The following is a 26,604-nucleotide window of genomic DNA, read 5'->3' on the forward strand; positions in this document are numbered from 1 at the left end:
TCCTGATTTTGGGCCAGCGATTGAGAAAATGCGCTGGATCAACAAATCATTTGGTTCTGTAGAGATCGGGCAGGGCTTCGAGAAATTCGCGAAAACCGGACTGCCACTTCTCGTCTGTGAGATCGATGATGTGGCCACAGAAGCGGCAGGCGATCTCATCTTTACCTACAAGGTCGCTGATCAATTGCTGGTCCATTTCCCCGCACCGGGGGCAAGGTAATTCGTAACGCATCCCAATCTGATCAATCATGTTCGTAACTCCTTGGATTCTTTATCGTCCATGGAGCTACTTTTGTCAAGTATATAATTGGGAACTTTTTCCTACTAGTGGCCCCCCCATCGAGAGGCTTAGAGGAGGTCACATAAGATGCCACGATCCGCATAAATGGGTTTCATGTGGTCAAACTCCTGGACCGCGTGGGCGGTGGCGGCCGCCGCCGGCGAGCTAACAATTGGTGTTGTCGACAGTACCGTCGATCCAGGTCGTGCTGCACATTTTGGCGTTGGTCAGGTTGAGGTTCTCGATATTCAATTCATGCACACCCGTAAAAATGGCACCTGTCAGATCGGCGCCTGAAAAATTTGTGCCGGTCAGATTCGCGGATCTCAAGTTTGCGTTGAAGAGGTTGGCACCACTGAAATTGCTGTTGTAAAGCCCTACTCCTGTCATGTCTGCATTGGAGAGGTTCGCACCGCTCAAATCCTGACTGGAGAGATCCATCCCACTCAGGTTTGCGCCGGCCAAATCGCAATCCGGGCAACCTTCACGGTTGTTCAATCGATCGATGTCGACTTGATCCCAAGCCATTGAAGGTGACGCAGTTGCGAACAGCGCCACGAAAACCAGAAATGAACGTATTCTCATAGTAGAACTCCAAATTTAGCTGTTATTGATACTGGATGCTGCCGATAACACAGCTTGTCGCCAGTGCGGGTCCGCCGGACGGTCACGGTGCCAGAACATCTCAGCCATGTTTACCAAGCACCACGCCCCGTCTTTCACTTGTTACGGCGGCTCCGAAGGCAATCATTTTTTGACTAACGAAAGTCGCTTAGCTTCAGTGCAACAACGATTTCGCCAAGGTATTGCCGAAAGCTCTAATTGCAGACACCAATGGAATTAGCTGCACAGAGCCGTCCGTCCGTCCAAATCGCGTCGGTCAGGTCCGCGCCGTACAGGTACGCGTCCATCAGGTTCGCGTAGGTCAGGTCCGCCCTTCTTAGGTCCGCGCCGCCCAAGTCCGCATTGTACAGGTTCGCGGCATACAGGTTTGCGCCGGTCAGGTCAGCGCCGGTCAGGTCCGCGCTGGTCAGGTACGCGTGGTTCTTGTCACATCCACTCCAGTCAACCTTTGGACCCAACGGATCAGAGCACGCGGCCATAGCTGCATTGGAAAAGCTTAGCGAAATAATAGCAGCAATGCTTGCTTGGATGAGTTTCGTCATGACGAGGGTCTTTCGGGGGTTTGGGTGCTGCAAGTTTCAGTATTGAGCAGATGCGCTGAACCAGCAATTGATGGCAAAACTTTAGGCCTATTTGTGTCGATTGATGCGAGGCTCCTTTTTCCGACATCCCCAGATGGGGCGCTTCTTAGCGAGACAGTGGCATAGGCGGCTCCCTTTTTGTTAATTTCTTTCGGTTTGGCGCGGCATACGGCCTATCTTCCCTGGATTTGAAGCAATTTGGGTGGGGTTTCGCGTACTGGCCACGGATTTGGGCATAGCTCGGCGTCTGCGTGCGACACGCCATAACCAATTGATGGCGGATTACACCGGTTGTCACGGCGCTTGAGCCCATGCCTTCAGGTCTGCGATCGTTGCCAGCATCTGAGCCTATGGATCGCGAGGAACGGCCACTTCGGCCAGTTGCAGGGTGATCGAGCGGGCATGGCGGTTTGCCTTCGCGCCAATCTTGATCAAGCGATCCTGTAGGCGGGTGAGAGACCAGTCAGCCATGGAGTTCGGCAAGACCAACTTTGTCCTGCGCTGACGTCATTCATGCGCCGGGAATGCTGCGCGGTGCACGAACGGCAGCTTCGACGGCCGCGCTGCAGCATCTGATCAACTTGGTGAACGGCAGCAAAGGGCCGAAAACGCCTAGTGGTCCGGCGCTAACGAATGTCAGCCCTGACGGTGTGTTTACACCGTGCAAAAATCCCCACCCACGCCCCAGCAATCCCAACAGCTTAACCCAAAAATCCCGAGATCTTGTCCCCGGATTACCTGCCCGTGCCACACTGTGTGCGCTCCCGCTGCCGGATGGATCGCGAACGCTTCGGTTCAGGTGGGAGGAAGGCTCCCGGATCTTGCCGTAACGTGCGGCGGGTGCCGGGGGAGGCAGGAACCAGCGTGGCTCCGTCGGCGTGCCTGAACTTCTTATGGAAGATAAGCGCACAGCCGGCCACCGGTTCAGCGTTCCGTCCCTTGGCTTCGGCTGATCGGGTGGGGGCGCTGAAACGGGCCTGTGGCGGAGGTCTGCCCCGTTGATGCATGTGGCGGGCCGAGGTGGCTTCACCTCGGCAAGCAGCGCATGCACCGCAATCGCGGGCAGATGCTTCGTGCCAGAACCCACGTGGAAACGCTTCCGCCGCGCCCTCGTCCAGGCTGCGCGGCTCGGGGAAACCCGAAAAACCCCGCGTCGGGCCAAGCGCCCTCAAGCGGAAAAGCGAAGCCGTGATTGCCTGTCGGATGCGGGCATCATCCGGCAAACTTCGGGCCCGCGCGCGGAATGCGCCACCCCTATTACCAAATTCAGAAGGTGCAGCCCGCGCGCGGCCCTCCGGATCCGGTCCCATCTCCATCCCTCCGGCGGCTTTGACGCGCGGAGCGATTGCCTGCGCCCGCTCTCCGCGCGCCGCCCAAAACCCCTCAGGCCATCGCGTTGCGGTCAATCGTCAGATGCGGAAATTGCCCCGCGCCGGCCTTGGCCAGATCCCCGGTTACCACCTCGTTCCAGCGGCAGCCGATAATCGCGCCGCCAGGGGTGGCGTCAAACATGTTGCCCGAGATCAGCGCCGAGCCTGCGCCCTCGACCACCGAGACGGCGACGCCCGCGCCGCATTCGCGCAGCGTGTTGCCGGAGAAATTGACCGCCCTGAGGAACGGCCCCCAGCCCATCAGCACGCCCCATTTCGGCGCGCCTTCGATCACGTTGCCGCTCACCGCCGCATCCGCCTCGATCGCCATGCCGATGCCGAAACCGGCATATTCGGCCGGGTAGGGGCCAACCGTCGAGAGGTTGCGGATGATGTTGCCGGTAACGCTGGCCAGCCGTCCGCCTTCGTTGAAATTGGCCACCGATATCCCCACCGTGCCGCCATCGACCAAGTTCGACGCAATCACCGCGCCCTCGAACGAAAATTCCGCATAGATCGCGGTTTCGCCCGAACGGATCGCCTGGTTGGAGACGATCTGGATGTTGCTGGCCTGGTTGGCGCGGATCGCCGAAAACGCGCAGTCCGACACATGGTTGCCGGTCACCATCACATTGCCGGCGCGAAAAATATTGATGCCGTTGCCGTTCTGGCCGGTGCCGCCGGCCTGCGCCGAAATCCGCATCACCCGGTTGCGCGAGACCACCGTGGCGTCCTCGCCAATGCTCCAGCGGTGCACCAGAATGCCGCCATTGCCGCAGTCGCGGACACTATTGTCGGTGATCGAAAGCCCGCGGCTTTCCACCGCGTAGAGCCCGGCCAGTTGCGCGCCCGAAATCTCCGAGCGGCTGACCCGCCCGCCGCAGGCTTCAAGCGTCAGCCCGTGGCCCGAGGCGCCGGCAATCTCGACATCCTCGATGATCGCTTCGGTTACGGCGCGCAGATGCACCAGCCCGCTGACATGGTCGCCAAGCCGCTGGTTGGCGCCATCAAGCGTCAGCCCGGAGAGTTCAATCCGGCGCGCGCCTTCGGCCAGCAGAAAATGGCCGCGCCCGCCATAGATCAGCCGTGTCGCCCCGGCCACGCCCAGAATCCGCGCGCCGTCGGGCAGGTCGATATTGGACACCACGAAAGTCCCCGGCGGCAGCCGCAGGATCCGCCCGGCGCCCGCCGCCTCGTCAATCGCGCGCTGAAACCGCCGGCTCTGGTCGTCGACGGCATCGGGCAGCAACCCGGCCAGATCGCCATCATGGCCGCCGCGCAGATCGACAAGCGAGAACGACAACTCGCCGGCGAGCGCCGCAGGGGCCATCAGGCTTGCAGCGCCGAGGCCAGAAAGCCCCGCAAGCAATGCCCGGCGGCTCAGATGACGGTTCATATCAGGACGTTTGTTGCTCATGCCACACATGGTGCAGGAACCATGCCAGACCGGACCTGTGCCATATCGAGACAGATCGCTCCTGCAACGGCACGGCGGCTATGATTGAAAAAGCGTGCCGCCGGCAAAATTTCGGCAGTTGTGTTGAGCCAGATCAAGAGGATGGCCATGCATCCGGTTTAGCGTGGTTTTCAACAGACCTTCGGGGCAAACCATGCGGGAGACGATCATGCTCAGACTGACAGCCTTGATCTACATTATCGCCGGCGGAATGCTGGCGGGTAGTTGCGTCATCGCCGCCCTGACCCTGGGCCGGGTCGATGCGGCCTCCATCAGCATTGCCGCACTGGTCGGCGCGCTGGCCGGACTGCCGCTGTCGTGGCTGGTTGCAAGCAAGGTAAATAAGGTCATCCGACCTGCCTGAAATCAAGGCCTGTTGCCATCCGTAAGCTGGGAGAGAGCTCGGCAACAGGTATCGGTTTCAATCCAACAAGGCGTCGCCCATCCGTTCGCTGGATCGCGCGCCGCCTTGTGGCAGGAAGGAGCGTGGGGCCGGTCTGGGGGAGGGCCGGCCCCGCCGCATTTTGTCTGGCCGCAGAGACGCTGGCGAAACGCCGCAGTTCAAGCCAGATCGTTGTCGATGCGGCGCGCGGCTTCAAGTCCGCTCAGATGCGCCCCATGCACCGTGGCGTGATAGTCAAACAGGGTGTGTTCGCCCGCCAGCAGCAACGTGCCCGCCACCGGTTCAGCCAGCATGTCAAAATCCGCCGGCTTTGATCCGACCTTGGCGTAGGAATAGGCGCCATGGCTCCAGGGATTTTTTGACCAACGGGTGGGAATCGCGGCCACCGGGTCCGGTGCACTCTCACCGAACATGGTCCGCAGCGCGCGCATGGCGTCCGCAGTCATCTCCGCATCACTCATTGCCTCGGCGCGTGGCGCATAGGCGCCGACACTGATGCCAACCAGAATGTTCTGGTTCGAAAATGTCCGGTAATTCATGAACGAAGCCCAGCGCCCCATCGGTCCGCCGGTGAGGCCAAAATATTGCGTCTCGATTGGCCAGAACGGGATTGCGAATTTCAACGCCAGCTTGGTGACATTGCCCATGCCGATCCGGCTGATAGCGCTGCGATATTTTTTTGGCAGCGGCGGGTCAAAACGGATACCGCCAGTCTGCAATACCCCAAGCGGACAGGTGCAGACGACAAAATCAGCCTCGAAATCGAGGCCGTTGGCGCGCACCGTGGCGCCGTCGCCCTTTTCATAGGAAACGCTGTCGACCGGATGGCCGAGCCGGATATCGAGACCGGCAGCAAGCGGCCCCAGGAGCCGGTCATAGCCGTTGGAGACGATGACGTTGGCGCCATCGAAAGCAGCGTCCTCGTCGAAATAGTACGCCGACAGTGATTCCAGCGGGCCGCCGGCGTCAAACTCGGTATACGCCGACATCATCCAGGCCGTCACCGGATCAGCGAGTGCTTTCGGCGCCAGCTGGGTGATGGCCGATGTCAGCGGTTGGTCGGTGTCAAAGGTCGCATCAATGCGTTGATAGAGCGCGGCAAGTTGCTTTTCCTTGCGCTCGATCAGCTCATCCTTCAGCGGGTTTCCGTCTCCCGAAATCACCAGCAGGCTGTCGTCCTGGGTGACGAAGGTCTCGCCCCCGGCAGCGGAAACCAATTCAGTGACAGGATTGCCCTTCGGACCGTGTATCCAGCCTGCGCCGAGCTCGAATGGCGCGTCCAGCGACCAGTCTGTCTGCAGTCTGCCGCCGATTCGGTTCGCCGCTTCAAGCACCAGCACTTCATACCCGAGATCGGTGAGTTGACGCGCCGCCGTCAGCCCGGCCACGCCTGCGCCAATGACGATGACATCGACATCTGCGGCAGCGGCCCGTGCCAATCCTGCCCCGCTCAGTGGCGCAGTCAGCGCGGAAGCCGCGGTCAACCGCAGAAAACGGCGGCGGTCAAACGGCAATGCATGGGCAGGCTTTCGCATCAGGCGTCTCGCTCTGGTTTCTCCCCGGACTGCGAGGAATCACGCGTAGCGCCAACCTGCGACATCTCTTGCCATGCCGCAATCGGGCGGGGTTCGGAATGGCATGTGCACCGGCTGGGCAATTGGTGTTAACGCGGCAGGAACCATACCGGTTAGGCCAACTTTCAGCGGTTTCAATTACAACGAGGCAGGAAATTTCAAGAGATCGCAATGAAAATGATGTTCAATCACACTGCCCGGCCCAACATCACGATCGCTGTCTACGCGCTCTGCCTCGCTGTGCTGACGGCCTTTGCGGTCTCCAATTTGCAGATTTTGTCCTTTGCCGGCGGGGTTGCCGATGATGTTCGCAGCGAGGTCGAACAGCACCTGATGCAGGCCGAAATCGACCGCCAGATCGACGTGCTCTTCCGCGATCAATCGCAGATTTCCTATTGGGACAAGACGGTCACGGCCTTGGGCGGCGGGGTTGATCAGAAGTTTGTTCAGGATGAAATCGCTGACTGGCTGTGGGAGGATTTCGGCATTGAGTCTTCTGTCGTGATCCAGCCCGACGGCACGCCGTTGCTGAGCGTGTTCCGGTCCCTGGTGATGGACCCCGCAGCCGGCTTGCCCTATGTCGCTCGCAATCGCGACCTTGTCGAAGCTGCCCGTCAAAAATATCTTGCCCACCGCACCCCGCGCAATGGTGGTTTCGTGGTCACCGGCACGCCGGCACGTTTTTCTCCGCCTTTTCACGCCTCAGATGTTCGCATCGTTGATGGCCAGTTCGGAGTGGTCACAGCGCAAGCCATCATCCCTGATGATGAGGAGGTTCTGCCAGACGGGATGCCGCAAGTATTGCTCACGTTCAAGCCGCTGAGCAAGGAGATGCTTGCGGGCATCGGAGAAAGTCTTGGTCTTGAAGATCTGAGCGTGGCGCCGGTTGCCGCACCGGTCGAAGGCCGCAGCAGTATGGTTGTCAGTCAGCTTGCCGGCCAGCCGCCGCTGGCTGCCAGCTGGAAAGTGGAGCTTCCATCCAGCATCATCTGGAACCGCGCGATTGGCCCCCTTGTCGCCTCCTTCGTCGTGGTCACGGTGGCGCTGTTGATGGTCGCGCTGCGTTACGGTCGCGCGATTCAGGCGCTGCAGCAAAGCGAAGCGCGCAACCGCCACCGCGCCACTCACGACAATCTGACCGGACTGCCCAATCGTCTCCAGTTCGACCAAGCGCTTGATGCAATCATCGCCGAACGCCGCCAGAACCGGTGCGCCATCCTGTGTCTCGATCTCGATAAGTTCAAGGCGGTCAACGACACACATGGTCATCAGGCCGGCGATGTGGTGCTTAAAACCGCGGCCCGGCGGGTTGCCGATGCGGTCGGCGAGACCGGCATGACCGCACGGGTTGGTGGCGACGAATTCATCATCCTGCTGTGGGACAATCTCGAACGCGCAAATGTGCTCGACCTGTGCGATACGATCATCACCAGTGTGTGCCAGGACATCGCTTTTGAGGGTGGCGTGGCTCGCATCGGCGCCAGCGTCGGAGTTGCCTGGTGGCCCGACGATGCGCTTTCGGCCAAGAACATCATCCGCAGCGCCGATGAAGCGCTCTACCGCGCCAAGGACAATGGTCGTGGCCAGACCTGGTTTGCCGGCGACAGCGGTGATCTTGGGGCAGGAGCCACCGAGCGTCGCAAGCCGGAAAACGGGGTGACCACCAAGGTCACAGTTGCCGCCTGACGTTTTGAGCCGCGAAAGGCTCCAGCCGCTCGCGGTGATTGGCTTTGGTAGTCCGTCTGCGGAGAGAGATCACGACCAGACGATTCGGACAGACCGGATGGGGGCCATGGTCGTTCGAAAATTGATGCCCATGCAAGAAAAAACCCCGACAGTGTGCACCGCCGGGGTCATAATTCACAGTGTTGGCGTTCGACGTTCTAGACGAACTGCGACAGGCCCGGGATCGAGGCGACGATCTCGTCGATCGCGTCGCCCGCACCATTCTCGCGGGCAAAGCCCATGGTTTCCTTGGCGACGCCGGAAATCTCGCCCATGCCCATGCCCATGCCCATCAGCTGAGAGCCGAGGCCCATCACGCCGCCCATGCTCAGCATACCGCCGCTCGGCGCCTGGCCGATCAGGTCCTGTGAGCCCGGCACCGCGGCCAGCATGTCCTTGACCTTGTCGGCAGGACCTTCCTTCTCGAGGAAAGCCAGAATCGCGCCGACGGCCTTCTTGGCGGTTTCGGCGTCAATGCCAACATTGGCGGCGATGCGGTTGATCAGTTCGTCCAAGGGTCTTCCTCCGAGTGTATGACGTTAACGTAAAGGTAAGTGTGAACTAGGCGGTTTTCAAGCTGCAAGCAAGGGTTTTGCGGATGAAAACCGGTGAGGTCAAGGGTCGAGCTGCAATGCCCGGGTGAGCCGTCCTTGTCGGGAGGAGATGACGAGGCCGGTGCTGTTTCAGGCCAGATTGTGTTTGAAAAACGCAAGCGTCCGCGACCACGCCAGATCGGCGGCCGTCTTGTCGTAGCGCGCCGCCGAGGTATCGTTGTTGAAGGCATGGTTGACGCCTTCGTAGACATGGATCTCGAAGTTTTTTCCTCCGGCTTCCAGTGCTGCGCGATAGGCGTCGATCCCGGAATTGATGCGCTCGTCGAGTCCGGCGTAATGCAACAGCAGCGGTGCCTTGATCGATGCCACAGCTGCGGTCTCCGGCTGGCGGCCGTAATAGGCGACACCGGCGCCCAGTTCGGCATCGTTGACGGCCAGTTGGTTGACCAGTCCTCCGCCCCAACAAAAGCCGATCGCGCCGATATTGCCGTTGGTCTTGTCGTGCCCGGCGAGCCATGCCCGGGCAGCGGCGGCATTGGCGGTGGTCTCGTCGCTCTCAAGCTGACCGATCATCTCGCGCGCCTTGTCTTCGTCCGCGGGTGTGCCGCCGAGTGGTGAGAGGAAGTCGACAGCAAGCGCTGCGAAGCCGTCGATCGCCAACCGCCGTGCGATATCGCGTATGTGGTCGTTGAGACCGCGGTTCTCGTGGATGACGATCACCGCGGGCCATGGCCCGGAATTCTCTGCAGGTGTCACCAGATAACCCTTCATCTCCTGCACGCCGGCGCCGGGGAAGGTCACGTCTGATGTATCAAGCCGGGCATCATCCGCTGCGACGACGGCTGCGTGGGCGCTGTTGGCGGCAAGCATCGGCGCAATCGCCGCGGCAGCAGCACCCGAGCCCGCAAGCTTCGTCAATTTCTCCATGAAACCGCGTCGATCAAGGGTCAGATGGGTGTAGTCGTCATAGGCCTTGATCATGGCCTGGGTGATGGTGGGTTTGTCTGCCATGTACAGTCTCCCGAAATAGCTGGTGCATTGCTGTTGAGCTGGTGCGCTGTTGTGCACATTCTCGTCTAGCTCGATCCCATGACCAGGAAAGGGCGGGGACCAATTATTACTGCGCACACTCTACTGTCCATTGTCCCGGAAGGGTGCGCACCTGACCAGTCTGTTGATACCTCTCCGGATTGAGACATTACCACGCTGTGGGCGGACCCGGTGGTCGATTGATTTACACCATCTTCTATGGGCAACCTGTCAAACCGGGGTAAGATGGCTCCGGTTTGACACTGAACCCGGAGACCTTCACGTGACCACACAATTGCCCGGCCCTGATCTTGAATCCGACGCCCGCGTCAAGGCGGTATTTGACGATATCCGCGCCACCCGCAAAACCGATTTCATCAACAACATGTGGCGCTGGCTGGCCTTTGATCCGGCGCTGCTTGAGCGCACCTGGACCGAGGTCAAGGAAGTCGTGGGCAAGCCGTCATCGATCGATCCGCTGACCAAGGAGATGATCTATGTCGCCGTCTCGGTCGCCAACAATTGTACCTATTGCGTCCACTCCCACACCGCCGCTGCCCGCGCCAAGGGCATGACCGAAGCGCAATATGGCGAATTGCTGGCAATCATCGGCCTGGCCGGCAAGACCAATCAGTTGGCCACCGCCCTGCAGGTGCCGGTCGATCCCGTATTCGACGCCAGCCAGCAGGGCGCATAGCGGGCATGATCCGGCTCTACGATTGCCACGGCCGCAGCCTCGATATCCCGCCGGCCGCAGATCAACCTTTGCCCGATGACGCCTGCTGGATTGATCTGATCCACCCGAGCGCCGACGACGAGACCCGGGTCGAGCGGCTGATCGGCGTCGAGGTTCCGAGCCGCGACGAGTTGCGCGATCTCGAGCCTTCGAGCAGGCTTTATATCGAAAACGGCGCGGCCTATCTGACCGCCAGCGTGGTCTGGAAATCCGAAACCGATTTCGCCGAGATCACCGATATCGGCTTTGTGCTCTCGGGCGCGCGCCTGGTCACCATCCGCTATGCCGAACCCAAGGCATTTGCGATATTTGCCGCCAACACCGCGCGCGAGTTCTGCGGGCTTGACGGCCGCGACGTGCTGACCCGGCTGGTGGAAGCCATGGTTGATCGCTGCGCCGAGGTGCTGGAAAACCGGTCTCGGAAAATCGATACGCTGTCGAGCGAGGTGTTCTCGCGCGGTTCCGTCAGCAATCCTGAGGCCGCCACCCGCGATCTCGAAGCCACCCTCGGGGTGATTGCCAGCCACCAGCGCACCATCGCCAAGGTGCGCGAAAGCCTGATGTCGATGGCCCGTGTCGCGGGCTTTTTGCAGACCCTGCCGGAGATTGCCGCCGACAAGCTGCTCAAGCAGCGCTGCCGGGCAATTGCCGGGGACATCCAGTCATTGTCCGAACACGCCGATTTCATCTCCGAAAACATCATCTTTTTGCTCGACGCCTCGCTGGGGCTGATCTCGGTGCAGCAGAACCAGGTGATGAAGGTGCTCTCGGTTGCCGCCATGGTGTTCCTGCCGCCAACCTTGATCGGCACCGTCTACGGCATGAATTTCCAGAACATGCCCGAACTCAGCCAACCCTGGGCCTACCCGGTGGCGCTGGCCGTCATGGCAGCCTCCGCGCTCGGCCCCTATCTCTGGTTCAAGCGCAAGGGATGGTTTTGAGGAAGCAAGAACGCGAAGCTGTTACGTCCTGCTAGCTGCAGCTCTTCAGCCACGTCGCAAATACTTCGATGTCCGGATTGGTTTCGCCGCGAACGCCATAGGCGAGGAAATAGCCATAGTCCGAGAGTTCGATCGGGCTCAGTCGATAGAGCGCGCCCGAGGCGAGTTCAGAGCCGACCAGCGCGTCGTTCAGCGCCACTCCCTGCCCATCGATCACCGCCTGCACCCGCACATTCGGATCGGGAATGATGAGCGTGTCAGTTCGCTTCTTGAAAGCGAGACCGGCAACTGAAAACCAGTTGGGCCAGGCCTGACTATCGTCGCGGTCGTGCAGCAGCGTAAAGCTCTCAAATGCCGCTTCGAATCCATGGTCTTCAACTGCCTTGAGCGCCGCACGGTTGCCGCTCGGCCATGATGGGCAGGCAAAAAGCGGCTCGATCACCACGTCCTTCCAGGCGCCATCGCCCCATCGGATGGCCAGATCGACGCCTTCACCACGCAAATCGGCAAGATCGATCATCGGCTGGATGCGCAATCTGATGTCGGGGTGCAGTTGCATGAACTCCATCAGCCTCGGCGACAGCCAGCGCGAGGCAAAATAGGTGGTCACGCCGATGGTCAGTGCCCGCGTTTGCCGACGGCGCAGATCGTCGATTTGCTGCTCGACTGCTTCGAACGCCGACTGGCTGGCGGCCAGCAGCTCCTGGCCTCTTTGGGTCAGGACTATGCCGCGCGGCAATCGCCGGAATACCGCAAACCCGAGTTCATTCTCCAATTGCCGCATCTGGTGGCTGATCGCGCCCTTGGTCAGATGCAACTCATCGGCCGCCGACGCGAAACTGTCGTGTCGGGCAACAAGGCTGAATGTCCGCAAATTGTCGTAATGTTTGAAGCGCATTTGGAGCGTATAATAATTTTATACGCAGAGTGCAAAACATTTCGATTTTCAACGCGTGATTCCCCGTAGATCCTGACCGACAGTTCAATGTGATCAAATCGGCACTTGAAGGGGGTAAGTATCTTGAACGCACAAATCATCGAGATTGACAGGCATCCAGCCCCGGTCAAGCGTCGCGGCAGGGCCCAGCGTGCCATGGACCGCGCCAATGTCACCCCGTTGCGGTTTCACACCAGGGCGATCCCCGCCTATCACCTGCTCGGCGAGGTGGCGCTGACTGCACTGGAAGATCAGGCTGACTGGATTCTCGAGCATGTCGGCATGGAGTTTCGCGGCGATGATGTTGCGCTGGATCTGTTCGCGCAGGCCGGCGCCAAGGTTGAGGGCCAGCGGGTGCGGTTCGAGCGCGGCCTGGCACGCCAGCTTTGCGCCACGGCCCCCGAACAATTTGCGCTGCATGCCCGCGATCCGCTCAATACGGTGACGCTTGGCGGCGATCACATTGTCCTGATGCCGGGCTATGGCTCCCCCTTTGTCAGCGATCTCGATCGGGGTCGCCGCTATGCGACGCTGGAGGATTTCGAGAATTTTGTGAAGCTCGCCTACATGTCGCCGCACTTGCATCATTCCGGTGGCACGGTGTGCGAACCTACGGACGTACCGGTCATCAAACGCCATCTCGACATGGTTTCCGCCCATCTCACCCTGTCCACCAAACCGTTCATGGGCGGCGTCACATCCCCGCAACGGGCACGCGATTCCATCGATATGGCCCGCATCGTGTTTGGCTCAGACTTCGTTGCCAACAATGCGGTGATGCAGGGCAACATCAATGTCAATTCGCCGATGGTGTTCGATGACACGATGTCCGGCGCCCTGCGGGTCTATGCCGAAGCCAACCAGTGCGTCTGTGTCTCTCCAGCCATTTTCGGCGGCGCGATGGGGCCGGTCACCCCCGCCGCCATGGCGGCCCAAACCCTGGCCGAAGCCATGGTCGGCATCGCCTTGACGCAACTGGTGCGTCCCGGTTGTCCAGTGGTGTTCGGCTCGTTTCATTCAACCATGAACCTGCGCACCGGGGCGCTCACCTTCGGCATGCCCGAAGCCAATCTGGTGACCATGGCATTATCGCAACTGGGCCGCCGTCTCGGCGTTCCGGTGCGATCTGGCGGTGGCCAGATTACATCGTCAAATGCCCCCGATGGTCAGGCGATGCAGGACAGCACCAACGCCATGTGGGCGACGATGCTGTCGGGGTGCCACCAGGTCTGGCATGCCGCCGGTTGGCTCGAGGGCGGGCTGACCATGTCTTACGAGAAATTCATCATGGATCTCGAAAATTGCGGCGCGTTTTTGCGGCTGTTCCAGAGCATGATCGTCAATGACGAAACGCTGTCGCGGGACTCCTATCTGGAAGCCGGGCCGGGGCAGAATTTCCTCTCCACCGCTCACACCATGCGTCATTTCGCGGCCGCAAATTATGAATCGCTTCTGCCCGATGCCGGTCCTTATGAAACCTGGAAGGACAATGGCAGCAAGACCGCGGCGCAGCGCGCCAATGGTCGCTGGAAGGAAATGCTGGCGAGCTATGTGCAGCCGCCAATGGAGCAGGCAACGCAACAGGCGCTGGCCGAGTTCGTGGCGCAACGGAAGGCCTCGATGCATGACGAATGGTACTGAATATTTTGGAGAGACAATCATGGCCGCCGAACTTAGCAGAACCTCCGCGCTCGCATCACGCCACACAGCACTCGGCTCCGGCCTGGAAGACTGGAATGGCATGGGCACCGCCTGGAGTTACACGACAAACCCCGAGGACGAGCATGATGCTGTGCGCGAAGCCGTGGGAATGTTCGACATGTCGCCGTTAAAGAAGATCTATCTGAGCGGTGGCGACGCGCTTGAGGTGCTGGATCATCTGACCACTCGGGATATCGGCCGGATCGCCGAAGGGCAGGCGGCCTATCTTTCCGTGCTGACCGATCAAGGGACGATGGCCGACGACGCCATCGTCTACAATCTGGGCCGTGACGGCTGGATGATAGTTCACGGATCGGGTGACACGATGGCGCTGCTGCAAGCCTCCGCTGCCGGCAAATCGGTTGAGATTGCCTTCACCGATGATCTGCACGATGTGTCGGTTCAGGGGCCGGAATCGCTCGCAATTCTCAATGCCCATTGCGATCTGGATCTGGCGCCGCTCGCCTATTTCCATCATGTTGCCGCGAGCTTGTTCGGACATCCCTGTCGCATTTCACGTACCGGCTATTCCGGTGAGCGCGGCTACGAAATCTTTGCCGATGCCGCGGTGGTTGGCGATATCTGGGACCAACTGGTGGCAGCGGGTGTGATGCCATGCTCGTTTACGGCACTGGACAAGCTGCGCATCGAGGCGGGTTTGCTGTTTTACGGCTATGACATGACAACCGAGCATACGCCGTTTGAAGTCGGGCTCGGCTTTACCGTCGCCCGTTCAAAGACCGGCTATCGCGGCCATCAGGCGTTGATGCAGGCCAAAGGCAAGGAGAAGATCAGCAATGTCTGTCTTGTCATCGACCACCCGGGCATGGTTGCCGGCGGAGAGCAACTCTTCCATGAAGGCAAACCTGCCGGTGTCGTCAACAGCCCGTGTTTTTCGCACCGCCTCAACAAGTCTCTTGCGCTCGCCCATGTGAGTCGGGACATGGCAGCCCTGGGCACCAAACTCGACCTTTCCGGCGGCGACATCAATACCACCGCGACCGTGGCGCCGATGCCGATCTATGATCCCGGCAAGAACAGGACGCATCAGGCATGAACCTCCTCAAGCTGGCCGGGACCGGCGCTGATTGGAAGCCGAGCTTTGTCCGCTTGCTGACAGGCCAACAGCGGGCTATCTCGGAATGGATTGCCGTTGCGGGAGAATGAGTGTTCCCCGCAAGGTGCCATAACGCTCCTTTGAGGACCCCACTCAATGTCCCCATGCCCCTGCGGCTCCAATATTGATCTTTCTGGCTGCTGCGGCCGTTACCATGCGGATGAGCCCGCGCCGACTGCCGAAAAGCTGATGCGCTCGCGCTATGCGGCCTATGCGACCGGTAAGCTCGATTACATCGAGGCCACTTGCGCCGGACCGGCGGCCGTTGCGTTCGATCGCGCCGAGGCCGGCGTTTTGCAGCTCGGCACAGAGTGGCTGGGGCTCGAGATCGTCGCCACAAGAAAGGGCAGGGAAGGTGACAGCGAGGGCACTGTTAGCTTCGTCGCCCGCTACCGTCAGCAGGGCACGGAGGCAGCACTCACCGAAACCTCGCTGTTCCGCAAGATCGAAGGCCGATGGTTCTATTGGGACCGTGATTCGGTGGCTGGCGCCTCTTCGCACAGTGCGGGCTCGGACCGGGTTGGCCGCAACGATCCGTGCCCCTGCGGTTCGGGAAAGAAGTTCAAGAAGTGCTGCGGCTGATGCCACCTTTCGGCCCCGTTTTACCTGGATCGCTTTGCGTACATGCTCTTCTCTTCAGTGCATTGAGGCACGTATGCGCGGGCGTGCGATCTCACCGCGTCTGCTCTAAAAAATGACACCCATCCTCTCTTCGGAAGTGCAGATCGAGCGGGCGTCAACGCTTGGTTAACCATAAACCGCGAAAATCCGGCATCGTCACTGGTGTGAGTTGAGTAGCCATGGTTCCGCGTCTTGCCTTCGTTTGCGTCCTGTCGTGTCTTGCCATGGCTGGTTGTGCCTCAAAACCTCCTTCCGGTCTGGAAGCCAGCAGAACCGCCTATGTGCCTGTTGCCGACGGACAGTCATTGCGTGGACGCGATCAGGCGGATGAACCGCCTTTTTCCACCTTCCGCAATGCGCCCGGCAAGAGGAGCTCCGGCGCTTTGGCTGGGCGGACCTTGAAGGTGTCTTCGATTTCCGAGATCAGGTTGCGCGACAAGGAGGTCATCCTGACCTTTGACGACGGGCCGATGCCTGGCAAGACCGATAAAGTGCTGGATATCCTCGATCAATACGGCGTCAACGCAACCTTCCTGATGGTCGGCCAGATGGCCCGCAGCTATCCGGCAGTAGCGGCAAGGGTGGTCAATCATGGCCACTCCATTGGCGGGCATACCTATAACCATGCCAATTTGGCAAATGCCGGCAACTCACGTGCGCTGACTGACATTGCCGCCGGAAATGCGGCGATTGCCAAGGCAACAGGCACTGAAGTCGGCTTCTTCCGGTTCCCCTATCTAGCGCACACAGGCGCGCTGCGCCGTGCTGTTGCCGAACGCGGCCAGGTCATTCTGGATGTCGATATCGACTCCAAGGACTATTTCACATCGAGCCCGGCGACGATTGCAGCGCGCACCATGGCCAGGGTCCGAGCCAAGCGCAAAGGCATCATTCTGATGCATGATATCCATAAGCGCACCGCAGCGATGCTTCCCTCGCTGCTGAAGCAGTTGAAGGATGGCGGCTACAAGGTTGTGGCTCTGCAATACCGTCGCTCGCGGATGCCCGAAGTACTGGTATCCGCCGGAAATGCCGGGACCAAATCGCGCCAGATGTAAGCCCTTGCGAGTGGCGGAGAAGGGCGGGTCGGAACTCACTCCGACGCGTCAGCCGTTCCATTGATGTGCGGTGCATATCTGGCGTGGAAACGGCCATAGCTTTGCTCGGTCACTGCCAGATGCGGCTGGGTCAGCTTGTGCAGATCCGGCAGCCGGTGAAACGGCACCGTCGGGTAGGAATGATGTTCGGCGTGATAGGGCATGTTCCACGCAAGCCGCCGCACGATCGCGTTGGTATAGGTGGTGCGAGAATTCTCCAGCATGTTGGCGACATAGGCGCAACGGCCGTGCTCGGCCAGCAGATAAAGCCGCAGAAACGGCTGGCCCAAAAGCAGCGGAATCAACCAGACATAGAGGAGCACCGGGGTGTCGAGCGCGATGCTGCCCGCAAACAGCGCCGCGTAGGCGAAAAGCATGACCCGTGCCTCGTTGCGCACCGCGTTTCGCTTGCCTGCTGGCACGAACGCATCCTCGCAGCGCCCCGCCGCATTGCGGAAGAGCGTGTGCAACTGGCTGGTCCACAGCGGAATGCCGGACACGTGGCGAATATATTCGGTCCATGTTTCGGGCTTGGGCGCAGCCAGTTCCGGGTCCTTGCCCGGCAGCTGGGTGTAGCGGTGGTGGGCGAAATGGAAATAGCGAAACCAGCGCGGCGGCAGGAGGATCAGGAAGCCGCTGATATGCGCGGCGGCGGTGTTGAGCCAGGCCGAGCGGAACGGGGTGGCGTGGCTGGCCTCGTGCAGCAGCGTGAACAAAAACACCAGCAGGATGCCTTGAACTACCATCAGCAACGGCCAGAAAGGCACACGCACGACAATCAGCCCGCCAACCAGCACGATGGCGCCCAAGTGCAGCGCCAGTTGCGTCAGCCCGCGCCGGTCCGATTTCTCGTTGAGCGAGCGGCATTGCTCGGCCGACAGGCTGGCGAGAAAGCTCTTGTGATCCATGCGGGTCTCCCGTGCACAAGCGCGCACTCTAGTCAAAGCGGATGGCTGGTGAAACCGGCTTTATGCCTTCCCAAGCCAGCGGTTTGCGGCATACGTCCACGGGAATAAACCGCGAACGCTGGTCTTTCGGCTCCGAATCACTACATTCACGGGGTATGAGCTCACCAGACGACGACATTCCGTTTTTTGACGACGGCGAACCGTCACCAGCCACTGCGCCCGCCGCTGCATCTGGTGGGTCGATTGCTGCCCGTGCGCTGGCGGCCAGCCAGTCCGCACGCGCTGCCGCACAGCCCAGGCCCAACTATCTATCGGGCCTCAATCCCGAACAGGCCGATGCGGTCGAATCGATCGAAGGCCCTGTGCTGGTTCTGGCCGGTGCCGGTACCGGCAAGACCAGGGTCCTGACCACCCGTATCGCCCATATTCTCAATCTCGGGCTGGCCTATCCCTCGCAGATCCTCTCCGTCACCTTCACCAACAAGGCGGCGCGCGAGATGAAGGAGCGCGTTGGTGTGCTGGTCGGCGGCGCGGTCGAGGGCATGCCCTGGCTGGGTACCTTCCACTCGATCGGCGTGAAGCTGTTGCGCCGTCATGCGGAACTGGCAGGCCTGCGCTCCGATTTCACCATTCTGGACACCGATGACGTGGTTCGGCTGTGCAAGCAGCTTATTCAGGCCGAGGGTATCGACGACAAGCGTTGGCCGGCGCGGCAGTTCGCGCAGATGATCGACGGTTGGAAGAACAAGGGGCTTGGCCCCTCGGAGATTCCCGAAGGCGACAGCCGCGGCTTTGCCAACGGCAAGGGCAGGGCGCTCTACACCGCCTATCAGGAGCGACTGCAAACATTGAACGCAGTCGATTTCGGCGATCTTCTCTGTCTGCCGATCCGGCTGTTCCGTGCTCATCCGGACGTGCTGAAAGAGTATCAGCAGAAATTCCGCTTTATCCTGGTCGACGAGTATCAGGACACCAACACCGCGCAATATATGTGGCTACGCCTGCTGGCCCAGCGGCCTACGGGCGAGCGCCCCAACATCTGCTGCGTCGGCGATGACGACCAGTCGATCTATGGCTGGCGTGGCGCCGAAGTTGAAAACATCCTGCGGTTTGAGAAGGATTTCCCTGGCGCCAAGGTGATCCGGCTCGAGCGCAACTACCGCTCCACCGAGCACATCCTCGGCGCCGCCGGCCACCTTATCGCCCATAATGAGGGCCGGCTCGGCAAAACCCTGTTCACCGAGCAATCCGATCCCGACCACGAGCGCGTGCAGGTCCATGCCGCCTGGGATTCGGAGGAAGAGGCCCGCGCCGTCGGCGAGGAAATCGAGCAGGCGCAGCACAAGGGCCGCAAACTCAACAACATGGCGATCTTGGTGCGCGCTTCGTTCCAGATGCGCGAGTTCGAGGAACGCTTCGTCACGCTTGGCTTGAACTATCGGGTGATTGGCGGTCCGCGCTTTTACGAGCGGCTGGAAATCCGTGATGCCATGGCGTTTTTCCGCGTTGTCAGCCAGCCCGCCGACGATCTCGCCTTCGAGCGCATCATCAACGTCCCCAAGCGCGGGCTGGGCGAGGCGGCGGTGCGCCAGGTCCATGATTACGCCCGCGCCAAGGGCATTCCGATGCTGGCGGCGGCGCGCGAACTGGTGCTCACCGACGAACTCAAGGCCCGGCCGCGCAAGTCGCTGACCGACGTGGTCGAGATGTTCAATCGCTGGCAGGGCATGCTCGAGAACACGCCGGGCCATGAACTGGCCGAAACCATTTTGGAGGAATCCGGCTACACCGAGATGTGGCAGAACGACCGTGCTGCCGATGCGCCGACGCGGCTCGAAAACCTGAAAGAACTGGTCGAGACCATCTCCGGCTTTGAATCGCTGCGCGCCTTTCTCGAACATGTCTCGCTGGTGATGGACACCGACAACAACCCCGATCTCGACGCCGTCTCGATCATGACGCTGCATTCGGCCAAGGGGCTGGAATTCGAAACCATCTTCCTGCCCGGCTGGGAAGAGGGGCTGTTTCCGCACCAGCGCGCGCTCGATGAGGGCGGCCGCTCGGGCCTCGAGGAAGAGCGCCGGCTTGCCTATGTCGGGCTCACCCGCGCCAAACTCTATTGCCACATCTGGTTTGTTTCCAACCGCCGCATTCACGGGCTCTGGCAATCGACTCTGCCGTCGCGCTTTCTCGATGAACTGCCCGAGGCCCATGTCGAGGTTGCCGAGATTGACACCGGTTATGGCGGCTATGGCCGGGGCGGGCGTTTTGGCGGCGGCGGCCAGTCCGGCGGCCCCTATGGCGCCTCGCGGTTTGACAAGGCCGAACCGTTTTCGGGCAATTACAACACGCCCGGTTGGAAGCGCGCACAGGCCAATAAGACCGACGCCGCACGCGACAATTGGGGCACCCGCTCGGGCCATGCCGTCGAACGCATCGCCTATGGCGAATCCGGTCCGCGCGGCTCCACCATCGAGGGCGAGCTGGTCGCCAAATCCACCGGCACCACCTCGACCTATTCCGTCGGCGACCGTGTCTTCCATATGAAGTTCGGCAACGGCAACATCGCCGCCATCGACGGCAACAAGCTGACAATCGATTTCGACAAGGCCGGCCAGAAGCGCGTGCTCGACGGGTTTGTCAGCCGGGTGTAGCGCCAACCCCGTATGTAATGCCGGAGATAACCGGGCGGGTTCAGCACGCGTTACAGTCAGCGTCGCTCTTGCTGCGTGAATGAGGCCTTGGCGAAGGCGTTGCCTTGTGGCGCTCGCGATGTCAGAGAGCCCGCGGGTTGGCGTCCAATGTGCTTGCCATGTTTTCCTGGCTGAAGCGGAAACCCGGTCCAGCAAACGGATCCGATTTAGAGGCGGATGGCGTCAGGCGTGGCCTTCCAGACCGTAAAGTACAGGGCGAATTTCTTCGAGCAAGGCGAAGGGATCCGTCAGCGATGCCAGCACATCTATGAATACGGTTGGCTGTTCCTTGATGAAACGCGCATTAATGCGTCCGTCTTCCCGGTTCACAACCGCGCATCCGATAATGTACTGCGCCGCGCCGATCGAGACATAGAAATGATCCGGGATGTCGAGCCGTCGTGACGTCGCCATCAGGCCGCCCTCGGAGATGTTGAGCACCCGCAATTGTGCATTGCTGACCCCGCGCACGCCTTTGATCGTGAAAAATATATTAACCAACACGGAACATCTGCGCCGTTCCCATTGCCGTACAGCTTGGTCGAGTGCAATTTTTGTCAGGTAATTATTGGGGGCAGATCTTCCTGGCATAAATATAACCTCGCGGGTGAGAGGGTTAGCTCCCCGAATATATAGAATTGTATTCCATCAATAGTTACTGTATGTCGCGGAATGAATTAATGAAAACAAAATAGATCTGCATCAATAATTACACATTCAAAATGGGGTGGATTTTTTATATTGACATCTTGAATGAATAACCATGCCCGATTCAGAGTGCCCGAGAGCGATGCGGATCTATCTTTCAAGCCGCCCGACACAGCCGGCAGCAGGCTGGAGCCAATACAATGGCGCCAGTTATGCGAACGATATTCTTATGTTCTGAGCAGGGGCATTCCCAGAAGGTGGCCGTGGGTCAGCCTGTGATTTCATGCGGCTATACGGCCCGGGGGCAGCCGGGCGGCAGCCCACCGCAATCACCGGTCTTATGGAATGTGGGACCACAGGCATGGTGTTTGTGCTTGCCCGCTTGACCGCCGGTGGCAGCGGTGGTCTTGTCGGCGCTTAACGGAGAAACGTTCATGTCCTCTGGTCTTGCCATGTTTGACCCCACGCGCATTCTGACATCGGCCGGGTGGCGGCTTTTCGCCGTGGCCGCGGCCGGCTTGTTGCTCAGTGCCTGCGAAGTTACCGAAACCACCACCACCTATCGTTCGGGGCCGGTCTGCGCCGCGGTCTATCAACCGGTCTGCGCCGAGCGGCGCGGTGACCGGCAAGGCTTCCCGAACGCCTGCGAAGCTCGTGCCGAGGGCTGGCAGGTTGTCGCCGAAGGCCAATGCGGCCGCAGCGATGCGCGTGGCAATCGCGGTCGCGATTACCGCGATAGTGATCGCCGCGACGACCGCGATAGTCGCAACAGCCGCAGAGACCGCGATTATCAGCGCCGCGACAGCCGTGATTCCAGCCGTCGTGATCGCAACCGTGATGCCGACGCCACACGCCGTCCGCGCGAACGAACCCCGGAAACACAGGCGGTAACGCCGAACCGTCCAGCCCGACCGGCCCGGCGCGACAGTTCCAACCGGCCGGACAGATCGATACGGCCAGCGGCACCTGCGGCACCCGCGGTAGCAGGCGGAACCTGCCCGCAGGTGTTCCAACAAGTTTGCGGTCAGCTCAACGGCCGTACCCAGATGTTCATGAACAGCTGCGTACTGAACAGCGCCGGCGCCGTTGCCGTGGCTGCCGGCCAGTGCATGGGCAGTAACAACTGATCGACATGCAGGGGCGGCAAAGCATCAAGGCCTAGCCGCCCATCATCACCCACAGGCCGTGGCCCAGAAGCCCGACCAGCAGCACCAGTTGCGCCAGCAGCGACAGACCGAAGCCGACAAAACGGGTCTTGAACGAGGCGTCTTCCTGGATGAAGTGCCAGGCATGCAGGCCGCGGCCGATGGTGAAGACGATGCCGAGAACGTGCACGGCGATCACCGGCATGCCGAGCAGTGCCGCGATGATCAGCAGAATGAAGAACATCGGCATGTTCTCGATGGCGTTGGCGTGGCCGCGAATGATCCTGGTCAAGTGTTTGATGCCGCCGTCGCCGACCGCCACCTTGTGCGTGCGCCGCAATTTTCCGGTCTCACTGGCGAGCCAGATGAGGATCATCATGTTGAGCGCCGCATACAGCCCCACCGCCGAAAAAACCGGTGTCAAAATTTCCATCTGATTGTCTCCATGCACGCTGCACGCTTGAAACCGTGCATACCAAAAAGGGTTATGCTGCAGTATGTTGCAGCTGCATGCTGATTCATAGTCTTACCGCTGCCGGCCGTGTGTTTTCAACACACTCTTGCTGCCGCGCGCCACGGCGCAGACGACGCCATCGCGCTGCAAGCGTTGAGGTCTGCCTTTTTAATGCGCCGGGTGTTCAGGTGGTGCTCAGCGCAGATGCCTGGTTGGTTGCTCGAGGGCAAACATGTCGTCGACCAGCACCTCCATCCGGTCGCGGACCAGCGCCTGCGCATCATAAACACCGCGATTGTAGAAATAGGCGCCCATCTTGTCGGTGAAGAATTTCATCAGCATTTCCGCCGGAATTGCCCCGATCTGCTGATCCAGTTCCTCTTCAAAATATACCTGGATTTCACGCACCACCGCCTTGGTTTCTTCCGGACTGAATGTGACAGGTTTCATCCTTGTCTCCTTGTTATGGCAATCGAGGGGCAATCCATTATCTGAAATTGAACGAGACCGCACCGCCGATTTACGAATACTTGGCAACATGTTTCACGGGGCGCGCCCCATCAATCCACCTTTGGTGATTGGCACCCGTGTGGCTCTTTCGCGTCGTCGCTGATCTGGCGCGCTACCGGTTGAATTGCCAGGAAATATTTCCGAATGGCGGATGTTACACTTTGGTCGTGTTGCAATATAGAGACGATTGTTAGGCCTCTTCCGTTCGCGGGTGCTATATTGCTTGCTTTCATACTTATTGCATCGCATATATATCATATGAACTATGTGTTCCCGGGGAGACAAAAATGAAATATAAATTGGCAGCTGCAATTATGCTCGTTGCGTCGACAAGTAGTGTTTCTGCTGCCGATGTCAGCGTCGATACTGTTCCTGGCTCCGATTGGAACGGGGTTTTTGTCGGTGTGCATGCCGGGTATGCATGGGGCCAGTCAGAGCTTAGGAATTCCAGTCCTCCAGGACCTCCGGCACGAACGGTCGGTGTAGACCAGGATAGCTTCATCGGAGGCGTTCAGGCAGGTTACAATTGGCAAATGAACAGCATGGTGTTCGGCGTTGTCGGCGATCTTTCCTTTGGTGGCATGAGCGGTGCCACTGTAAATGTGCCACCGCCCGGTCCTCCTTTTACGGCAACTGCTGATCTGGACTGGATGGGCACCGCGCGGCTTCGCGCAGGTTATCTCGTTATGCCTGAGACGCTGGTCTATGCCCATGGCGGCCTGGCAGTTGGTGGCCTGAAGGGAAGCTGGCTCGGCGGTCCCTTCAGCGGTACCGGTTCCAGCACACAGGCTGGATGGACATTGGGTGCAGGTTTCGAGCACAAGTTTACCCAGAATATCAGCATGTTTGCAGAATATGCCTACACGGACTTTGGCACTGCCAAATTCTCCAATGCTGCGGCGCCGGCGATTAATTTTCGTCAGGATGCAGATTTCCACACGATCAAGTTCGGTCTGAACTATCATTTCTAAGTTCGTGCGGAAGAATACAGAAAGCGCGCTGGCAGGTGATCTGCTGGCGCGTTTTTCCTATTAGGGTGTGATTGACTGCCGGGAGTGCGCCCGGCGAGCCTGGCGGTTTCAATCAGGGACCAATGCATGCCGCATCCAATTGAATGCTCGGCGCTATCGGTACTTCCGATCTATCAGCAAGCACCGTTGCTGTTTCGATGTCCGTTCGTCAACAAATGTGGCTCGAACCCGCCATACATCCCTGCATTAATCGGATTCTCCCTCCCTAGCGGTGCTCTTCCTCGCTGGCGGCGATCAGGCGGCGGTTGAAATGGCTGATCGCGGTGACCTGCTCGGCCCAGGCGATGATCGTCTGGTTCTTGCCTTCGGCGACCACCGGCAGCCGGGTGTGGCCGCTGGAGTCAAACAATCGCAATGCCGTTTCCAGCGTGTCGGCGGGTTTGAGCGTCGTCGGATGGCGCTCGCGGTCGAGGATTTCGGGTTCGGCGTCCTTTTCCGGCAGGGTCATGAAATCCATCACCCTTACGTTGCGCAACACCGCCCGGTGTGGCCCGTCCTGCACGAACAGCCCGCGCATCTCCAGCTGCCACTGGAAATAGGAATGGCCGTGCAGCGCCAGATTGACGCCGTGGGCAATGGCCACCGTGAGCAACAGCGCTATCGACAACGCGTAGCCGCCGGTCAGCTCGAACACGATCACGGTGGTCGAGATCGGTGCGCCCAGCACCGCGCCGGCCACAGCACCCATGCCGAGGATCGAATACAGCGCCTGGCTTGAGGCGAGGTCGGGAAACAGGCTGGCGGCGATGATGCCGAAGGCGCCGCCGGTCATTGCCCCGAGATAGAGCGATGGGGAAAACACCCCGCCGCCAAACCGCGCCGCCAGCGTGGCCGCGGTGGCCAGGGTTTTCATGACGATCAGCATCAACATCAGCATCAGCGGCAATTGCCCCCACAACGCCAGGTCGGTGGTCTCATAACCAACGCCCAGAACATGCGGGAAAGCCACGCCCATCAGCCCGACAATCACGCCGCCGCAAATTGGCAATGCCCATACCGGAACCGGCGACAGCCGCGCCAGATATTCGGCGGAAAACAGCGCGAACTGGAACGCCACCGCGACCAGCGCGCAGACTACGCCCAGGAGCGCAAATGCCGGAAATTCCCAATAGGAGGTGATCTGGTAGGACGGGACGATAAACGCCGCGGAATCGCCAAACCACAGCCGCGAGACAATTGCGCCTGCCGCAGACGAGATCACCACCGGCACGAATGAACGCGGCGCGTAATGGCCCAGAATCACTTCATGCGCGAACAGCACACCCGCGATCGGGGCATTGAAGCTTGCTGAAATTGCCGAGGCGACGCCGGCTGCCAGCAATGTGCGCCGTGCGTAGTCTGGCAAATGCAGCCGGTCGCCCACGGCGCTTGCCAGTGTTGCGCCGAGATGGATCACCGGGCCTTCGCGACCGGCGCTGCCGCCTGCGCCCAGCGATATCGCCGTGGTCAGCGCACTCACCAGCCCTTCGCGCAGGCTCAATCGTCGCCCCGACAGCGCCCGCGCCTCGATCACGTCAGCCACCGCACTGGTACGCCGCGAGGGGATAAATTTTGTGATCAGAATGCCGACGACGATGCCGCCCAGCGTCGGCCCGGCGACGATCATGTACCACGGCGTGCGACTGGCCACCGTCAGGACCTGTTCGCTGGTGTCGCCGAGCCAGTAGAGTTGCACGAAGCCGATCAGCCTGCGGAAAAGGATCGCCGCACAGGCGACCGACAGCCCGATCAGCAGCGACAGAAGCCAGATTGCCGGCTGCCGGTTTTCGATGAAAGCACGGATATTGGGCATCACCCATTGGCGAATGCGCTCCGGCATCGTCCTGAGGATGTCAGGAAACATGGGTCAGACGGTCCCCCGGGCTGTCGCATTGACTGGAGCGTGAATTGGCAGGGCGGGGAATCGAGATCGTCCGTCCGACTCGTTCGGGTCGTGGCAGTCCGGCATGTGCCTTGGCCATTTCAGCTACCCTTGCCTGCACATCGTCGGGCATCGGTGTGCTGCGCGGGCCGTTCAAGTCGACATGCAGCAACAGCGCTTCGCAGGTTGCCGACAGCCAGCCTTCAGTGTGTCGGACCTCCTGGAACAGATGCACCCGCTTGGCGTCGAAATCGAGCAATTGCACGTTCGCGGTGACGATCGCGTCCGGCTTGAGTTCGCGCAGATAGCTCACATGGGTCTCGGCGACGAAGAAGCTCAGATTGCGCATGCTGCGATAGTCCGGGCCACAACCGATCAGCTCGAATGCATGGTCAACCGCTTGATCAAACAGAACATGGTAGTAGGCCATGTTCAGATGGCCATTGTAATCGAGCCAGGCCGGATCGAGTCCACGTGCGGGGGCAACCACCGGAGAATCAATTAGCATGCAGTTTCCTTCATTAACCGACGCCTGCGGCGTCGCTCGCACTGGACAAGCGCGCCACAGTTTGCACATTACCTGAACAAGCCGATACGGCAACAATTGC

Annotated in this window: 26 protein-coding genes; 11 read left to right on the forward strand and 15 right to left on the reverse strand. The window is 60.2% G+C overall.

Translation table 11 applies throughout. The features are described 5' to 3' along the window. Positions 1-46 precede the first annotated feature (46 nt). The 5 genes from OEG84_RS00395 to OEG84_RS00415 all read right to left on the reverse strand — a co-directional run bounded on the left by OEG84_RS00395 (position 47) and on the right by OEG84_RS00415 (position 4,272). The gene (locus OEG84_RS00395) at positions 47-250 is read right to left on the reverse strand and encodes a hypothetical protein (RefSeq protein WP_267651900.1); all 204 of its coding nucleotides are present in this window, start codon (positions 248-250) and stop codon (positions 47-49) included. A gap of 195 nt (positions 251-445) precedes the next feature. After that, on the reverse strand, positions 446-865 hold the full coding sequence (locus tag OEG84_RS00400; protein WP_052766509.1) for a pentapeptide repeat-containing protein: 420 nt from the start codon (positions 863-865) through the stop codon (positions 446-448). Between the two features lie 233 nt (positions 866-1,098). Continuing rightward, positions 1,099-1,446, reverse strand: a complete 348-nt coding sequence (locus OEG84_RS00405; protein WP_267651901.1) for a pentapeptide repeat-containing protein — start codon at positions 1,444-1,446, stop codon at positions 1,099-1,101. Positions 1,447-1,833: 387 nt separating this feature from the next. Beyond that, positions 1,834-1,956 carry a hypothetical protein gene (locus tag OEG84_RS00410; protein ID WP_267656308.1) on the reverse strand — a complete coding sequence of 41 codons (123 nt, stop codon included), beginning with the start codon at positions 1,954-1,956 and terminating at the stop codon, positions 1,834-1,836. A 912-nt stretch (positions 1,957-2,868) separates the two neighbouring features. Continuing rightward, positions 2,869-4,272, reverse strand: coding sequence for a TIGR03808 family TAT-translocated repetitive protein (locus OEG84_RS00415; protein WP_267651902.1), 1,404 nt, complete (start codon positions 4,270-4,272; stop codon positions 2,869-2,871). Positions 4,273-4,480: 208 nt separating this feature from the next. Here OEG84_RS00415 and OEG84_RS00420 point away from each other — a divergent pair, with 208 nt between their 5' ends. Then, positions 4,481-4,675, forward strand: a complete 195-nt coding sequence (locus OEG84_RS00420; protein ID WP_267651903.1) for a hypothetical protein — start codon at positions 4,481-4,483, stop codon at positions 4,673-4,675. A gap of 197 nt (positions 4,676-4,872) precedes the next feature. Here OEG84_RS00420 and OEG84_RS00425 read toward each other — a convergent pair whose 3' ends face one another. After that, on the reverse strand, positions 4,873-6,249 hold the full coding sequence (locus OEG84_RS00425) for a flavin monoamine oxidase family protein (protein WP_267651904.1): 1,377 nt from the start codon (positions 6,247-6,249) through the stop codon (positions 4,873-4,875). Positions 6,250-6,465: 216 nt separating this feature from the next. Here OEG84_RS00425 and OEG84_RS00430 point away from each other — a divergent pair, with 216 nt between their 5' ends. Then, on the forward strand, positions 6,466-7,974 hold the full coding sequence (locus tag OEG84_RS00430; RefSeq protein ID WP_267651905.1) for a sensor domain-containing diguanylate cyclase: 1,509 nt from the start codon (positions 6,466-6,468) through the stop codon (positions 7,972-7,974). Positions 7,975-8,171: 197 nt separating this feature from the next. Here the strand turns inward: OEG84_RS00430 and OEG84_RS00435 are convergent, their stop codons facing one another. Further along, positions 8,172-8,528 carry a DUF2267 domain-containing protein gene (locus OEG84_RS00435; protein WP_267651906.1) on the reverse strand — a complete coding sequence of 119 codons (357 nt, stop codon included), beginning with the start codon at positions 8,526-8,528 and terminating at the stop codon, positions 8,172-8,174. 168 nt (positions 8,529-8,696) lie between these two features. After that, complete coding sequence (locus OEG84_RS00440) at positions 8,697-9,578, reverse strand: dienelactone hydrolase family protein (RefSeq protein WP_267651907.1); 882 nt, start codon at positions 9,576-9,578, stop codon at positions 8,697-8,699. Between the two features lie 301 nt (positions 9,579-9,879). On the opposite strand from OEG84_RS00440, the gene OEG84_RS00445 reads away from it, so the two are divergent. Together OEG84_RS00445 and OEG84_RS00450 are read left to right on the forward strand one after the other, a co-directional pair. Next, complete coding sequence (locus OEG84_RS00445) at positions 9,880-10,293, forward strand: carboxymuconolactone decarboxylase family protein (protein WP_267651908.1); 414 nt, start codon at positions 9,880-9,882, stop codon at positions 10,291-10,293. A 5-nt stretch (positions 10,294-10,298) separates the two neighbouring features. Beyond that, positions 10,299-11,273 carry a magnesium transporter CorA family protein gene (locus tag OEG84_RS00450; protein ID WP_267651909.1) on the forward strand — a complete coding sequence of 325 codons (975 nt, stop codon included), beginning with the start codon at positions 10,299-10,301 and terminating at the stop codon, positions 11,271-11,273. Between the two features lie 31 nt (positions 11,274-11,304). On the opposite strand, the gene OEG84_RS00455 is transcribed toward OEG84_RS00450, so the two are convergent. Next, positions 11,305-12,171, reverse strand: a complete 867-nt coding sequence (locus tag OEG84_RS00455; protein WP_267651910.1) for a LysR substrate-binding domain-containing protein — start codon at positions 12,169-12,171, stop codon at positions 11,305-11,307. Positions 12,172-12,294: 123 nt separating this feature from the next. Here OEG84_RS00455 and OEG84_RS00460 point away from each other — a divergent pair, with 123 nt between their 5' ends. The 4 genes from OEG84_RS00460 to OEG84_RS00475 all read left to right on the forward strand — a co-directional run bounded on the left by OEG84_RS00460 (position 12,295) and on the right by OEG84_RS00475 (position 16,707). Next, positions 12,295-13,851, forward strand: a complete 1,557-nt coding sequence (locus OEG84_RS00460; protein ID WP_267651911.1) for a trimethylamine methyltransferase family protein — start codon at positions 12,295-12,297, stop codon at positions 13,849-13,851. Positions 13,852-13,870: 19 nt separating this feature from the next. Next, positions 13,871-14,968 (forward strand): aminomethyl transferase family protein, encoded by a 1,098-nt coding sequence (locus OEG84_RS00465; protein WP_267651912.1) that lies wholly within the window; start codon positions 13,871-13,873, stop codon positions 14,966-14,968. 156 nt (positions 14,969-15,124) lie between these two features. Then, positions 15,125-15,610 carry a YchJ family protein gene (locus OEG84_RS00470; RefSeq protein WP_267651913.1) on the forward strand — a complete coding sequence of 162 codons (486 nt, stop codon included), beginning with the start codon at positions 15,125-15,127 and terminating at the stop codon, positions 15,608-15,610. A 218-nt stretch (positions 15,611-15,828) separates the two neighbouring features. Beyond that, positions 15,829-16,707, forward strand: coding sequence for a polysaccharide deacetylase family protein (locus OEG84_RS00475; RefSeq protein ID WP_267651914.1), 879 nt, complete (start codon positions 15,829-15,831; stop codon positions 16,705-16,707). Between the two features lie 35 nt (positions 16,708-16,742). Here the strand turns inward: OEG84_RS00475 and OEG84_RS00480 are convergent, their stop codons facing one another. Beyond that, positions 16,743-17,654 (reverse strand): fatty acid desaturase family protein, encoded by a 912-nt coding sequence (locus OEG84_RS00480; protein WP_267651915.1) that lies wholly within the window; start codon positions 17,652-17,654, stop codon positions 16,743-16,745. 155 nt (positions 17,655-17,809) lie between these two features. On the opposite strand from OEG84_RS00480, the gene OEG84_RS00485 reads away from it, so the two are divergent. Then, positions 17,810-20,308, forward strand: coding sequence for an ATP-dependent helicase (locus OEG84_RS00485; protein WP_267651916.1), 2,499 nt, complete (start codon positions 17,810-17,812; stop codon positions 20,306-20,308). A gap of 222 nt (positions 20,309-20,530) precedes the next feature. On the opposite strand, the gene OEG84_RS00490 is transcribed toward OEG84_RS00485, so the two are convergent. Then, complete coding sequence (locus tag OEG84_RS00490; RefSeq protein WP_267651917.1) at positions 20,531-20,851, reverse strand: hypothetical protein; 321 nt, start codon at positions 20,849-20,851, stop codon at positions 20,531-20,533. Positions 20,852-21,429: 578 nt separating this feature from the next. Here OEG84_RS00490 and OEG84_RS00495 point away from each other — a divergent pair. After that, positions 21,430-22,122 (forward strand): Kazal-type serine protease inhibitor domain-containing protein, encoded by a 693-nt coding sequence (locus OEG84_RS00495; RefSeq protein ID WP_267651918.1) that lies wholly within the window; start codon positions 21,430-21,432, stop codon positions 22,120-22,122. Positions 22,123-22,153: 31 nt separating this feature from the next. On the opposite strand, the gene OEG84_RS00500 is transcribed toward OEG84_RS00495, so the two are convergent. Both OEG84_RS00500 and OEG84_RS00505 read right to left on the reverse strand, forming a co-directional pair. Continuing rightward, positions 22,154-22,573, reverse strand: a complete 420-nt coding sequence (locus OEG84_RS00500) for an MAPEG family protein (RefSeq protein ID WP_267651919.1) — start codon at positions 22,571-22,573, stop codon at positions 22,154-22,156. 216 nt (positions 22,574-22,789) lie between these two features. Then, the gene (locus OEG84_RS00505; RefSeq protein ID WP_267651920.1) at positions 22,790-23,044 is read right to left on the reverse strand and encodes a DUF2164 domain-containing protein; all 255 of its coding nucleotides are present in this window, start codon (positions 23,042-23,044) and stop codon (positions 22,790-22,792) included. 347 nt (positions 23,045-23,391) lie between these two features. On the opposite strand from OEG84_RS00505, the gene OEG84_RS00510 reads away from it, so the two are divergent. Next, entirely contained in the window at positions 23,392-24,075 is a 684-nt protein-coding gene (locus OEG84_RS00510; RefSeq protein ID WP_267651921.1) for an outer membrane protein, read from the forward strand. Positions 24,076-24,340: 265 nt separating this feature from the next. Here the strand turns inward: OEG84_RS00510 and OEG84_RS00515 are convergent, their stop codons facing one another. Further along, complete coding sequence (locus OEG84_RS00515; RefSeq protein WP_267651922.1) at positions 24,341-25,978, reverse strand: chloride channel protein; 1,638 nt, start codon at positions 25,976-25,978, stop codon at positions 24,341-24,343. Next, entirely contained in the window at positions 25,968-26,504 is a 537-nt protein-coding gene (locus OEG84_RS00520) for a thioesterase family protein (protein WP_267651923.1), read from the reverse strand. Before OEG84_RS00520 ends, OEG84_RS00515 begins: the two co-directional genes overlap by 11 nt. Between the last annotated feature and the right edge of the window lie 100 nt (positions 26,505-26,604).

This window comes from Hoeflea algicola (assembly GCF_026619415.1).
Classification (GTDB): Bacteria; Pseudomonadota; Alphaproteobacteria; order Rhizobiales; family Rhizobiaceae; genus Hoeflea; species Hoeflea algicola.